Below are 13,248 nucleotides of genomic sequence, written 5' to 3' on the forward strand. Positions count from 1 at the left end.
GGCGTCAGTGCGGTGCGTCGAGATTGTCGATCCTGCGCAGCTTCGAAAAGCCGAGCGCCCAGATGACCGCGACCGCAAGCGTGCCTGCACCGCCGATAACGACGGCCGGCACCGCTCCGACGACATGGGCCATGGTGCCGGCGCGGAACTCGCCCAACTCGTTGGAGGCACCGACAAACACACTGTTCACCGCATTCACGCGCCCGCGCACCTCATCCGGCGTCCAGAGCGCAATCAGCGTTTCCCGCACATAAACGGACACCATGTCCGATGCGCCCATGACCACCAATGCAGCAATAGACACCCAGGCGGTTTCGGAAAGCCCGAAAACCACGGTGGAAATGCCGAAAAAGCCGACGCCGACGAACATCAGCAGGCCGGCATGGTGGCGGATGGGTTTGAACGCCAGAATGACCGCAACGGTGATGGCGCCGATACCGGGTGCCGCACGCAGAAGCCCGAGGCCCCATGGCCCGAGCGTCAGCACCTCCTTGGCGAAAATCGGCATCAAAGCGACAGCGCCGCCCAGCAACACGGCAAAAAGATCGAGCGAAATGGCGCCGAGAACCACTTTTTCCTGCGAGATGAATTTGAACCCGGCCAACATCGTCTCGAGACTGATCGCTTTCGCCGGACCGCGTTGCTCCGGCTTGCGGATCGTCACCGCCAGCATCGCCGAAACGATGAAAAGCACGAACGCTACGCTATAGGCCACGGAAGCGCCAAGACCGTAAAGCAGGCCGCCGGCGACGGGACCGAGAATCGACGCGAGTTGCCAAGAAGAGGAATTCCAGGCAATCGCGTTCGGCAAATCCTCGACGGGCACGAGATTGGGCGCAAGTGACTGAACCGCCGGCCCCATGAATGCCCGTTCTATGCCGAATACGATGAGAATGGCAAAGACCGGCCAGGGAGAAAAGCTGTCCGCCACCGTCAAGCCAAGCAGGGCTGCAGCGCAACCGGCGGCAATCAGAAGACATATGGACATAATGCGCCGGCGATTATGCCTGTCCGCCACCGTGCCCGTGACGAGGATCAAAAGCAGCGACGGCAGAAACTGGAAAAGGCCGATCAAGCCGAGATAAAAAGCGTTGCCGGTGACCTCATACATCTGCCAGCCGACGGAAACGCTGACGATCTGGATGCCGAAGGCCGAAAAAAACCTGGCGCTGAAAAACCGGCGATAGGAACTATGTCGGAATGCACCGAAACGGTTTTCGGCAGAAGGCAGGGACATCGGCTGGGTGCTCTCGAGACAATATGAGAACTTTGCAATAGAGGGATGTGATGGCGACCGCCAGCCCTCCTTCAGCGGGATGGCGAAAACTGTGAGCGGTTTCGTCTGAAATACCGCCGCAACCCACCTGTCGGATCGTGGCGATCCCGACGTCGATCAGTCTAAAGATCATTACGATCTGGCGCGACACTTGCCGGTTCACCAGCGAATGTCTAAATGTCTTGCAATCAAGATACGGAGATATTGATGCTTGCCCTGTTTCAGACCGTCGATCTGGCTTTGAACCTCTATACGTGGGTGCTGATCGCCAGCGCCATTTTTTCCTGGCTTTACGCCTTCAACGTCATCAACTCCCGCAACCAGTTCGTGAACGCCATCGGCAGCTTTCTGGTAAATATCACGGAGCCCCTGCTGCGCCCCATCCGCCGCATTCTGCCCAATCTCGGCGGCATCGACATTTCGCCGATCGTCCTGCTGCTCATCATCTTCTTCATCCGCTCATTCATGTGGAACACGCTCTATCCCATGTTCGCTTGAGCGGCGTCTGGCAAAAACACGGCGATCATATCCGCCTGTCCGTTCGCCTCACGCCGAATGGCGGGCGTGATGCGATTGACGGTGTGGAGCAGGATGCGGACGGAAACGCACATCTGAAAGCCCGCGTCAGCGCGGTGCCTGAAGACGGCAAGGCGAACAAGGCCCTGATTGTTTTGCTGGCGAAAAAACTAAGACTTTCCAAATCTTCCATCACCTTCATTTCAGGCGAAACAGCGCGTAAAAAAATCCTCCGGATCGACACCGACCCGGAGGATTTCGAAAAGCTTTGTCAAAAGCTGGAAGTCTGAGGCACGGGGCCGAAAAGAGCCCGATACTCGGACAATTCAGGCTGATCAGCCCTGCGTCTTGTAGCGCTCGATAGCTTCGACGATCAGCTTCTTGGCAACGTCGACATTCTGCCAGCCACCCATCTTCACCCACTTGCCGGGCTCCAGATCCTTGTAGTGCTCGAAGAAGTGCTCGATCTGCTTCAGTGTGATTTCCGGCAGGTCCGTATAGTTGTGAACCTTGTCGTAACGGCGCGTCAGCTTCGGAACAGGCACGGCGAGGATCTTCTCGTCCTTGCCGCCGTCGTCTTCCATGATCATCACGCCGATGGGGCGAACGTTGATCACGCAGCCGGGAACCAGCGGGCGAGTGTTGCAGATGAGAACGTCGATCGGGTCGCCATCATCGGAAAGCGTGTGCGGCACGAAGCCGTAATTACCCGGATAGGTCATCGGGGTGTAGAGGAAGCGATCGACGATCAGCGCACCGGCGTCCTTGTCCATCTCGTACTTGATCGGCTGGCCGCCAACCGGCACCTCGACAATAACATTCACGTCTTCCGGCGGATTTTTGCCTATGGAAATTGCATCGATACGCATTCGCTTCCCTCATTCGACGGGTTGGATTTGGTTTTCGATACTGGGAAAGTCGCCGCATTGCAACACGGCTTTGGGCGGATAAGGCAGAATGCCGGATTTGAGGGTATCGAGATTGCGAATGACCGACCGGAAAAAATGAAACCGGCGCGAAATCACCCGGCTCTGGAACGAACCCCTGGTCAGTTCCAGACGAAACCGACCTTGCGCAGCGACCTGCCGCCGAAATCTTCCATGCCCTCGGCAATATCCCGGCCGCCATGTGAACGGAAAAACCGATTGGCGACGTCGCTGTCTTCGAGGCACCAGACGACGACGCCGTTGCAGCCGAGCGAGGTCAGCAACCGGCGGGCCTCCGTGAACAGCAGGGAGCCAAGCCCGATGCCCTGATATTCCGGCCGGAGATAAAGTTCGTAAATCTCGCCGTCATGCGGCAGCCCACGCGCCCGGCTTAAGCCCAGCGTCGCGTATCCAGCAACCACTCCGGCCACTTCTACGACCAGCATGGTTGCGGAACCCCGGGTCGCCTTCTTCCACCAGATTTCGCCGCGGCGCTCCAGCATCTGCGTCAATGGACGGTGCGGAATGAGCCCGGCATAGGCCTGTTGCCACGACAGACGGTGCGCTTCGGATATAGCGCGCGCATCTTGCGGTTCGGCTCGGCGAACATCTATGGATAACGTTTTCATAACGCGATTCTGGCCCCGGCCGTGAAAACTTGCCAGCCATAAAGGTTAACGTCGGCAAGCTTACCCACAGCCTATTCATGTGGACGACCGGAAAAAATTAACGCATCCTTAACCTTTGACACAAGGGCCTTTCGACTCATGCACAAATAAAAACATGCGCATAAAAAAACCCGGCTCGAGGCCGGGTTTTTCCAAATTCGTGATGGGAAGCAGCAATCAGACTGCGAGCTTCGACTTTTCGAAACGCTTGCGATCGTTGGCGTCGAGGAACATCTTGCGCAGGCGGATCGACTTCGGCGTCACTTCCATCAACTCGTCTTCCTGGATCCAGGAAAGAGCGCGATCGAGCGTCATGCGGATCGGCGGCGTCAGCTTTACCGCTTCATCCTTGCCGGCGGCACGGATGTTGGTCAGCTGCTTGCCCTTCAGCACGTTCACTTCGAGATCGTTGTCGCGCGTGTGAATACCGATGATCATGCCGGCGTAAACCTTTTCACCCGGCTCGATAATCATCGGGCCGCGATCTTCCAGGTTGAACATGGCGTAGGCGACGGCTTCGCCCGAACCGTTCGACAGCAGAACGCCGTTGACGCGACCTGCGATCTGGCCCTTGAAAGGCTGATAGTCGTGGAACAGACGGTTCATGATCGCCGTGCCGCGCGTGTCGGTCAAAAGCTCCGACTGGTAGCCGATCAGGCCGCGGGTCGGTGCGTAGAACTTCAGACGAACGCGATTGCCGCCGGAAGGACGAAGCTCGGCCATTTCAGCCTTGCGCTCGGACATCTTCTGAACGACGACGCCGGAATGCTCTTCATCGACGTCGATCACGACTTCTTCGATCGGCTCCATAAGAGTGCCGTTCTCGTCCTTATGCATCACGACGCGCGGACGCGAAACGGCAAGCTCGAAGCCTTCGCGACGCATCGTTTCGATCAGAACGGCGAGCTGCAATTCGCCACGGCCGGAAACGAAGAACGAATCCTTGCCTTCAGCCTCTTCGATCTTCAGCGCGACGTTGCCTTCGGCTTCCTTGAACAGGCGGTCGCGGATGACGCGGCTCGTGACCTTGTCGCCTTCGGTGCCAGCCAGCGGGCTGTCGTTGACGATGAACGACATGGTGACGGTCGGCGGATCGATCGGCTGTGCGGTCATCGCCTCGGTGACGGAGGGATCACAGAAGGTATCGGCAACAGTGCCCTTGGAAAGGCCGGCGATAGCGACGATGTCACCCGCATGGGCTTCCTCGATTGCCGTGCGTTCGATACCGCGGAATGCGAGGATCTTGGAAATACGACCGTTTTCGATCAGCTTGCCGTCCTGGCCGAGTACCTTTACGGCCTGGTTCGGCTTGATCGAACCGGAAGCGATGCGGCCGGTGATGATGCGGCCCAAAAAGGGGTTGGCTTCGAGGATCGTACCGATGAGACGGAACGGACCTTCTTCGACCTTGGGCTCCGGAACATGTTCGAGAACCAGATCGAGCAGCGGTGCAAGACCCTGATCCTTCGGGCCTTCCGGGTTGACGTTCATCCAGCCGTCACGGCCGGAACCGTAGAGGATCGGGAAGTCGAGCTGCTCGTCGGTGGCGTCGAGGTTTGCGAAGAGGTCGAAGACTTCGTTGATGACTTCTTCATGGCGGCCATCCGGACGGTCGATCTTGTTGATCGCGACGATCGGGCGAAGACCGACCTTCAGCGCCTTGCTGACCACGAACTTGGTCTGCGGCATCGGGCCTTCGGAACTATCAACCAGAACGATCGCGCCATCCACCATCGACAGGATACGCTCGACTTCACCGCCGAAGTCGGCGTGGCCGGGGGTGTCGACGATGTTGATGCGAACACCCTTCCACTCCACCGAGGTCGCCTTGGCGAGAATGGTGATGCCACGTTCCTTTTCGAGATCGTTGCTGTCCATCACGCGCTCTGCAACGCGCTGGTTGTCGCGGAACGAACCGGACTGCTTCAGAAGCTCGTCAACGAGCGTCGTTTTTCCATGGTCAACGTGCGCGATGATCGCGATGTTGCGAATTGCCATTGTTCAAAATCTCTGAGGTTGGGCGCCACTGTCGGGGAATGCGCCAATTTAGTTTGGCGCGCTCATAACCTTTTTTTTGCAAATGCGAAAGGGGGGCCTGTGTCATAAGCCCCCTGCACTCAGGTTCTAGCTCACAAATGTGACAGCTTTTTACGCGAGACAGCGCTTCAAAAGCATGGCGTCGGGGCTCGGCATCTTGCCGCGAAAGGCGAGATAGGCCTCTTCCGGGTCGATCGAACCGCCAACGGAGTAGATATTGTCTTTCAACTTGCGCGCCATCTCACCATCGAAGGCATTGCCTGTTTCCTCGAAGGCAGAGAATGCATCGGCATCCAGCACCTCCGACCACATGTAGGAATAATAACCGGCCGAATATCCGTCACCGGAAAACACATGCTGGAAATGCGGCGTCGCGTGCCGCATGACGATGGACTTCGGCATGTTCAGGACGGAAAGCACCTCGCCCTGCACGACCATGGGATCGCCCGCGCTTTCCCTTGTGTGGAACGCCATGTCGACAATCGCCGAAGAGGTGAACTCGACAGTGCTGAAACCGGCATTGAAGGTCTGGGCCGCCAGAACCTTGTCCAGCAGCGCCTTCGGCATCGGCGCGCCGGTTTCGTAATGCAGGGCGTATTTTTCGAGAATTTCCGGAACGGTCAGCCAATGCTCGTAAAGCTGCGACGGCAGCTCGACGAAATCGCGAGAGACACCTGTCCCGGAAACGGAAGGATAGGTGACATTGGACAACATGCCGTGCAGGGCATGGCCGAATTCGTGAAACAGCGTGCGCGCATCGTCCAGCGATAGCAGCGCGGGCTTGCCTTCGGCCGGTTTTGCAAAATTGCAGACATTGTAGACGATCGGTATTTCGCCGACAGTGCCGTTCTTCAGCGGCAGCTTGTGCTGCGACTGGAACGAACTCATCCATGCGCCGGAACGCTTGGAGGGACGGGCGAAATAATCACCGAGGAACATGGCCTTCAGATCGCCCTTGTCGTCGCGGATTTCGAAAACCCGCACATCCGGGTGATAGGCGGCGACATTCTTGATCTCGACGGCGCGAATTCCGAAAAGCCTGTTAGCCACATCGAAACAGGCCTCTATGATCTTTTCCAGTTGCAGATAGGGCTTCAATTCAGCCTCGGAGAAGCTGAATTTCTGCGCCCGCAGCTTTTCGGCATAGTGGCGCCAGTCCCACGGCATAACTTCGTGGTTCTTCCCCTCCTCCGTGATGATGGCGGCAAGTTCGGCCTCTTCCTGACCCGCGCGCAGCACGGCCTTTTCCCAGACCTGACCCAGAAGACCGTTCACGGCATCCGGCGTTTTCGCCATCGTGTCGTCCAGCTTGTAGGTGGCGAAATTCTCATAACCGAGAAGCTTTGCCTTTTCCTCACGCAGTTCGAGCGTGCGGCGAACGGTCTCGCGATTGTCGGTCTCACCACTGTTTTCACCGCGCGCCACCCACGCCTTGAAAGCCTGCTCGCGCAAATCGCGGCGTTCGGAAAAGGTCAGGAAAGGCTCGATGATGGAACGGGAAAGAGTGACGGCGAATTTGCCGTCTTCGCCATGCTCGCGGGCAGCACCCGCCATCGCGTCGCGCAGAAAATCGGGAATGCCGGCAAGCTCGTCGTCAGTGGAAAGCAGAAGCTTCCAGCTTTTTTCATCCGCCAGCACATTCTGCCCGAATTTCGCGCCGAGACCGGCAAGCTCCTCGTTGATCGCCGCAAGCTGCTCCTGGCGGTCCTTTTGCAACTTTGCACCGGAGCGCACGAAACCCTTCCAGTGCCGTTCAAGAACGCGTTTTTCCTCGCCTGTCAGCCCCAGCGCCTCGCGCGTTTCCCACAACGCGTCGATGCGTTTGAACAGCGCCTCGTTCATGCCGATCTTGGAATAGTGCCGTGACATCTTAGGCGCGATTTCCCGCTCCAGCGCCTGAATGGCGCCATTGGTGTGGGCCCCCGCCCTGTTCCAGAACAGGGCCGAAATGCGCGACAGCTCGTCGCCTGCGATTTCAAGCGCGGTCACGGTGTTTTCGAAAGTGGCCGCCTGCGGATTGCCGGCGATCGTGTCGATTTCCTCTTCGTGGGACAAAAGCGCGGCTTCGAAGGCCGGGCCAAAATCCTCATCCTTGACCGCTTCGAATTTCGGCAGACCGTTGTGACCGTTCCAGGTGACGAGTGCGGGATAAAGCGCGGTCTTGGATGGCATTTCATCTTCCTTGTACAATTCCAGTTTAAGCCCATATGGGCACGCCTCCACCGCCAGTTCAATATGCCGAAATTTAGTGTGGAATATGCAAGCGCTACCGCCGCCAAGTATTGACCGGAACGGTAACGGCATGTTTTGATTTATCGAAATAATATCCCATGATGGAGATATGTATTATGGAGATTTATTCTTTAAGGTCCTCTAATAATTTCCTTTTTAGAGACAATTCCAGAAATACCAAATCCGTGGGCAGTCTCGATTTCGGCAAGGCAGCGCCGTCCGACGCGGCCACCGGCTTCGAAGAAACGGTGGAACGCATCGACTTTACCCGTGTCAGTCCCCGGCAATTGCGGGAAATCGCACATGAATGTTACAATACGGGGAAAATCAGCCATGATACCTGGCTTGAGCTTTCATCCGAACTGCCGGCACAGACGCTGAATGCCAATGGCGAGGTGATCGACATTGCCGACGTGACCGACGATACGGATTTCGACTTCGTGACGTATTTTTCCGACCGGATCGAGATTGCCCGCTCCATCGGCACGACGGATGACGTGGAAAAAATGCAGGATATCCTGTCTTTTTTTGCCTCAACGTGACGATCGCAGACAATATTGTTGGATGTCCCGCAACCAAACTGACCAAATACTTTACTCGATTTTCGAAAATATGATTTATACGCCATTGCTTATCGTCCGGATTTTAGTAAGGCTGACTTACAAAAAGGCGAAGCATGGGCATTAAACGCGAAAAAGATTCATTGGCATTTTTGCTGAACAGCGGCGCACGCCTGCTGAACAATGCGTTTGAGCGCCGTATTTCCGAAGCCGGACTGGGTCTGACCCCCGGCGAGGCAAGAGCGTTACTGACGGTTGCCGTTGTCGATGGCTCCAAACAATCGGACATCGCCGCCCGTCTTGGCATCGAACCCATGACGATCTGCGCCTATCTCGACAAATTGCAGTCTCTCGATCTCATCGAACGCCAGCAGGACCCCCTGGACAGGCGTTCCAAGCGCATCGTGCTGACGAAAAGCTCCGCTGACATGCTGGAAGCCGTCGGGAAGGAAATCGACGAGCTCGTTCTTCAGGCCACACAGGGGCTGAACGAAGAAGAAGTCGCGCTTTTCCGCAGCTTCCTGCAGACGCTTCGCAACAATCTGCAACCGGAGCAACCGGGCCAGAGCGGCTGATAGCAATGTCATCAAAAACGATCATGTCCAGAAAGCGCACGGCGGTGCTCGGCGCGGTGCTGACAGCGCTGGCGCCCATTTCCATGTCGATCTACACGCCGGCCATGCCGGAACTGACGCGGGTTTTCGCAACGACCGAGCCCGCTGTAAAACTCAGCCTGTCGCTTTATTTTGCCGGTTTCGCCCTGGCCCAGCTGCTTGCCGGCCCCGCATCCGATGCTTTCGGGCGACGCAAGGCAAGCCTGTTCTTTCTTTCGATCTTTCTGGGCGGTGGATTGCTCGCCCTTCTGGCCCCGACGATAGAAGTGCTGCTTTTCGCGCGCCTGGTACAGGGCATCGGGGCATCCGTGGGCATGACGGTCGCACGCGCGGTGGTGCGTGACCAGTTCACCGGGACCGACGCCTCCAGCATCATGAACCTCATCGGCATCATGCTCGCCGTCGGCCCTGCCATGGGTCCGACGATTGGCGGGCTTTCGCTTGCGGCTTTCGGCTGGCAATCGGTGTTTTTCCTGATGGTCGGCCTCGGAGCCCTCGCCATCCTGTCCGTCGTGCTTTTTCTGCGTGAAACGACGGTCCCGGATAAAAACATGATCCGACCCCGCCGCCTTCTGGCGACCTATGCCACATTGGTGAAGCAGCCACGCTTTCTTCTGGCCGCCCTCGTGCTCGGCGGCTCCATCGGCGCGCTTTATGCGCAGGCCACCATGCTGACCTTCATCCTCATAAACGAAGTCGGCATGTCTCCCACCGCCTTTGGTGTCGGCATGCTGATGCAGACCGGGGCTTACTTCTTCGGATCGATCGCCTTGCGTTATATCGCGCCCCGGCTGGGCGACCGCCGTTCGGTCATGCTCGGCCTCTGTTTTTCCGGCACAGGCGGTTTTCTCATCATGCTGTCGGTATTCCTGGTGCCGCCGTCCTTCCTCTCCATCATGGGACCGGTGGCGGTGGCGACAGTCGGGATCGCCTTGCTGACCCCTTCGATGGTGACGGCCGCCCTCGCCCCCTTTCCGCACATTGCCGGATCGGCATCGGCGATGATGGGCTTCATTCAGATGGGATCCGGTTTTGCCGGCGGCGCGGCAGCCTCCCTCATCGGTTCGCCATTGGCCGGCTTCGGCATCATCATCCCAGTCATGGAATTCATCGCGGTCGCAAGCTACATCGGCTTCCGCATCGTCTCCAAAAAAGAGACATGAAAAAACCCGCAGGCGTTGCCACCTGCGGGTTTTCCTAACTTAGGTTTCGGCAGAAATTACTTGCCGAGATTGCGCTTCGCCAGGGTGCGCAGGCGCAGGGCGTTGAGCTTGATGAAGCCAGCCGCATCCTTCTGGTCGTAAGCGCCGTGGTCATCCTCGAAAGTGACGAGCGCGTCCGAGTAGAGCGACTTTTCGCTTTCGCGGCCGGTCACCATGACATTGCCCTTGTAGAGCTTCAGCGTCACTTCGCCTTCCACATGTTCCTGGCTCTTGTCGATCAGGGCCTGAAGCATCTCGCGCTCGGGCGAGTACCAGAAGCCATAATAGATGAGTTCGGCGTAACGCGGCATCAGATCGTCCTTCAGATGCGCGGCACCCCGGTCGAGCGTGATGGATTCGATCGCACGATGCGCGGCAAGCAGGATCGTACCGCCGGGCGTTTCGTAGACGCCGCGCGACTTCATGCCAACGAAGCGGTTCTCGACCAGATCGAGACGGCCGATGCCGTTTTCGCGACCGTAATTGTTCAGCGTCGCCAGAAGCGTCGCCGGTGACATTTCGACGCCGTTGATGGAGCAGGCGTCGCCCTTGCGGAAACCGACCTTGATGACGGTTGCCTTGTCCGGAGCCGCTTCCGGGGAAATGGTGCGCATATGCACATATTCCGGCGCTTCCTTAGCCGGGTCTTCGAGAACCTTGCCCTCGGAGGAGGAATGCAGCAGGTTGGCGTCGACGGAGAAAGGCGCTTCGCCCTTCTTATCCTTGGCGACCGGAATCTGGTGCTGTTCGGCAAAGTTGAGCAGATCGGTCCGGCTCTTGAACGTCCAGTCGCGCCAGGGGGCGATGATCTTGATATCCGGGTTCAGCGCATAGGCCGAAAGCTCGAAACGAACCTGGTCGTTGCCCTTGCCCGTTGCACCATGCGCAATGGCGTCGGCGCCGGTCTTCTTGGCTATTTCGATCAGGTGCTTGGAAATCAGTGGGCGGGCAATGGAGGTGCCGAGCAGATAGACGCCTTCATAAACGGCGTTCGCGCGGAACATCGGGAAAACGAAATCACGTACGAACTCCTCGCGGACGTCCTCGACGAAGATTTCCTTGATGCCCAGCAACTCGGCCTTCTTGCGCGCCGGCTCAAGCTCTTCGCCCTGACCGAGATCGGCGGTGAAAGTCACGACTTCCGCGCCGAGTTCCGTCTGAAGCCACTTCAGGATGATCGAGGTGTCGAGGCCGCCGGAATAGGCGAGAACGACTTTCTTAACGTCTTTCGGGAGTGCCATAATGATGTCCATCTGCATGATGACGGCATGTGCACACCGTCATTCCTTGGGATTTCGGCACTTTTACAGTGCATCCCCAGAACTGTGAAGCGGTTTTCGGAAAAGATGCGCGACAAAACAACGAATGCCCGCAAGGTGTCATCATGACTGGAACGAAGGAATTGTAACATGCATTATGGGATTTCGCGCTTTAATATGGAGCGGCGCGATCAACTTGAAGACCGTGTATGAAGCCATTCAGGGTTCAGGCAACGTTGCAAAAGGCTGGAAACAGCGAAAAACGACGCGAAGGAGAAACCTATGACGACCATCCACCCAGCATTCAAGGAAGATAATGTCGCCGTCATCACCGGCGCGGCCTCCGGCATCGGACTGGCCGCCGCCCGAAAATTCGCCACCTTCGGCATGAGCGTCGTGCTCGTCGATCTCGACGGCGACAGGCTCGCCGCAGCCCATGCCGATATTCTGACCATCGCAAAGGACGGCGAGGCGCAGATCGTCGCAATACCGACCGACGTATAGCTGGAGGCGCTGGAACGCGCCGTCATCCAGCGTTTCGGCCGCGTTCATGTGTTGATGAACAATGCCGGCATCCAGCCGGGAAGCGCCATCTTCGGCCCGCAGGCCAATTGGGAAAAAATCATCAACGTCAACCTGATGGGTGTCGTGAACGGCAGCCGGGTATTCGGACAGGGCATGGTCGCCCATGGCGAGGCGTCGCTCATCATCAATACCGGCTCGAAACAGGGCATCACCACCCCGCCTGGCGATCCGGCCTATAATGTCTCGAAGGCCGGCGTCAAAGCCTTCACGGAAGCGCTCCAGCACGAGCTGCGCAATATTCCGGGCGGCACGGTTTCCGCCCATCTTCTGATCCCCGGCTTCGTCTTCACCGGCCTGACGGCCCATGGCAGGACGGAAAAACCCGCGGGGGCATGGACCGGCGATCAGACCGTCGACTTCATGGTCGAGAGCATCGGCAAGGGCGATTTCTACATTCTCTGCCCAGACGGCGAGGTGGACCGCCCGACGGATGAAAAACGCATTCTCTGGGCCGCCGGCGACATCGTCGAGAACCGTCCGCCGCTGTCACGCTGGCACACGGAATATTCCTCCGCCTTCACCAGCTTCCTCAAAAACTGATTGCCCTGAGCCGCCGCGCTTTGAAAGTTGCGGCGGCTATTCGGTTTTTAGTTTTCGTGCCGATGTGCCGACGCTCAAAAACATTGGCAGAAACACGAAATCGCGTTAAGCAACGGCAATCTCCAGCTTCATGGGTGCCGCGATGGATTTCGTTCCGAGCCTGCCAACACTTGCCGCCTTCACCGTCGCCATTCTGCTTCTGGCGGTAACGCCCGGGCCTGACATGACGCTGTGGATCAGCCGGTCAATACGCGAGGGCCGGACGGCGGGTTTCATGACCCTGGTGGGAACCAATCTCGGCATCACCGTGCATACGATGCTGGTCGCCTTCGGCGTCGCCGCCCTCATCGTTGCCTCACCCACTGCCTTCCTGATCCTGAAGACCGGCGGGGCCGCCTATCTGGTCTGGCTCGCCATTCAGGCGATCCGCAAGGGCTCGGATTTCGTGATGGTCAAGACCACGGGTGAAAAACCGCAATCCTCGCTGAAATCGGCGTTGCTGAACGGCATCTGGGTCAATCTCCTGAACCCGAAGGTCATCATCTTTTTCATGACCTTCCTGCCGCAATTTGTCAGCGCATCCGATCCGCACGTCACCGGCAAGCTGATTTTCCTCGGGCTCTGGTCCATCATCGTGGCGCTTCCAATCGGCATCGGCATCGTTGTCGCCGCCGACGTCCTGTCCGCCTGGCTGCAGCGCAACAAGAAGGTTCTGCGCGGGCTGGACTATACGATCGCCGGCGTCTTTTCACTTTTCGCCGTCAAGATTTTCTTCACGCAGACGCGATGACGAACAAATAAGAAAGGCGCCCGCAGGCGCCTTTCGGATAAGT

The 13,248-nt window shown here is 57.8% G+C and carries 12 protein-coding genes and 1 pseudogene; 7 read left to right on the top strand and 6 right to left on the bottom strand.

What is annotated here, in order from left to right:
* Nucleotides 1-4 precede the first annotated feature (4 nt).
* On the bottom strand, nt 5-1,237 hold the full coding sequence (locus QSK43_RS12205; protein ID WP_332303658.1) for an MFS transporter: 1,233 nt from the start codon (nt 1,235-1,237) through the stop codon (nt 5-7).
* A 246-nt stretch (nt 1,238-1,483) separates the two neighbouring features.
* Between QSK43_RS12205 and QSK43_RS12210 the strand changes: the two genes are divergently transcribed.
* Both QSK43_RS12210 and QSK43_RS12215 read left to right on the top strand, forming a co-directional pair.
* Entirely contained in the window at nt 1,484-1,774 is a 291-nt protein-coding gene (locus tag QSK43_RS12210; protein WP_045019592.1) for a YggT family protein, read from the top strand.
* The gene (locus QSK43_RS12215) at nt 1,771-2,082 is read left to right on the top strand and encodes a DUF167 domain-containing protein (protein WP_332303659.1); all 312 of its coding nucleotides are present in this window, start codon (nt 1,771-1,773) and stop codon (nt 2,080-2,082) included. Before QSK43_RS12210 ends, QSK43_RS12215 begins: the two co-directional genes overlap by 4 nt.
* Before the next feature lie 45 nt (nt 2,083-2,127).
* On the opposite strand, the gene ppa is transcribed toward QSK43_RS12215, so the two are convergent.
* The 4 genes from ppa to QSK43_RS12235 form a co-directional block, all read right to left on the bottom strand.
* Nucleotides 2,128-2,661, bottom strand: coding sequence for an inorganic diphosphatase (ppa, locus tag QSK43_RS12220; RefSeq protein ID WP_045019588.1), 534 nt, complete (start codon nt 2,659-2,661; stop codon nt 2,128-2,130).
* 179 nt (nt 2,662-2,840) lie between these two features.
* Nucleotides 2,841-3,347, bottom strand: a complete 507-nt coding sequence (locus QSK43_RS12225) for a GNAT family N-acetyltransferase (RefSeq protein ID WP_045019585.1) — start codon at nt 3,345-3,347, stop codon at nt 2,841-2,843.
* 216 nt (nt 3,348-3,563) lie between these two features.
* Nucleotides 3,564-5,384 (bottom strand): translational GTPase TypA, encoded by a 1,821-nt coding sequence (typA, locus tag QSK43_RS12230; RefSeq protein WP_045019583.1) that lies wholly within the window; start codon nt 5,382-5,384, stop codon nt 3,564-3,566.
* 150 nt (nt 5,385-5,534) lie between these two features.
* Entirely contained in the window at nt 5,535-7,595 is a 2,061-nt protein-coding gene (locus tag QSK43_RS12235; RefSeq protein WP_332303660.1) for a M3 family metallopeptidase, read from the bottom strand.
* Between the two features lie 245 nt (nt 7,596-7,840).
* Here QSK43_RS12235 and QSK43_RS12240 point away from each other — a divergent pair, with 245 nt between their 5' ends.
* From QSK43_RS12240 to QSK43_RS12250, 3 genes are all read left to right on the top strand, one after another.
* Nucleotides 7,841-8,197 carry a hypothetical protein gene (locus QSK43_RS12240; RefSeq protein ID WP_332303661.1) on the top strand — a complete coding sequence of 119 codons (357 nt, stop codon included), beginning with the start codon at nt 7,841-7,843 and terminating at the stop codon, nt 8,195-8,197.
* A 134-nt stretch (nt 8,198-8,331) separates the two neighbouring features.
* Nucleotides 8,332-8,790 (top strand): MarR family winged helix-turn-helix transcriptional regulator, encoded by a 459-nt coding sequence (locus tag QSK43_RS12245; RefSeq protein ID WP_332303662.1) that lies wholly within the window; start codon nt 8,332-8,334, stop codon nt 8,788-8,790.
* 5 nt (nt 8,791-8,795) lie between these two features.
* Complete coding sequence (locus tag QSK43_RS12250) at nt 8,796-9,992, top strand: multidrug effflux MFS transporter (RefSeq protein ID WP_332303663.1); 1,197 nt, start codon at nt 8,796-8,798, stop codon at nt 9,990-9,992.
* A 56-nt stretch (nt 9,993-10,048) separates the two neighbouring features.
* On the opposite strand, the gene QSK43_RS12255 is transcribed toward QSK43_RS12250, so the two are convergent.
* Nucleotides 10,049-11,272, bottom strand: coding sequence for an argininosuccinate synthase (locus tag QSK43_RS12255; protein ID WP_045019859.1), 1,224 nt, complete (start codon nt 11,270-11,272; stop codon nt 10,049-10,051).
* A 300-nt stretch (nt 11,273-11,572) separates the two neighbouring features.
* Between QSK43_RS12255 and QSK43_RS12260 the strand changes: the two are divergent.
* Together QSK43_RS12260 and QSK43_RS12265 are read left to right on the top strand one after the other, a co-directional pair.
* A pseudogene (locus tag QSK43_RS12260) lies at nt 11,573-12,415 on the top strand (SDR family NAD(P)-dependent oxidoreductase).
* A 142-nt stretch (nt 12,416-12,557) separates the two neighbouring features.
* The gene (locus QSK43_RS12265; protein WP_045019857.1) at nt 12,558-13,205 is read left to right on the top strand and encodes a LysE family translocator; all 648 of its coding nucleotides are present in this window, start codon (nt 12,558-12,560) and stop codon (nt 13,203-13,205) included.
* Nucleotides 13,206-13,248: the final 43 nt, after the last annotated feature.

The sequence above is a fragment of the Rhizobium sp. GR12 genome, from assembly GCF_036596185.1.
Taxonomy (GTDB): Bacteria; Pseudomonadota; Alphaproteobacteria; order Rhizobiales; family Rhizobiaceae; genus Agrobacterium; species Agrobacterium nepotum.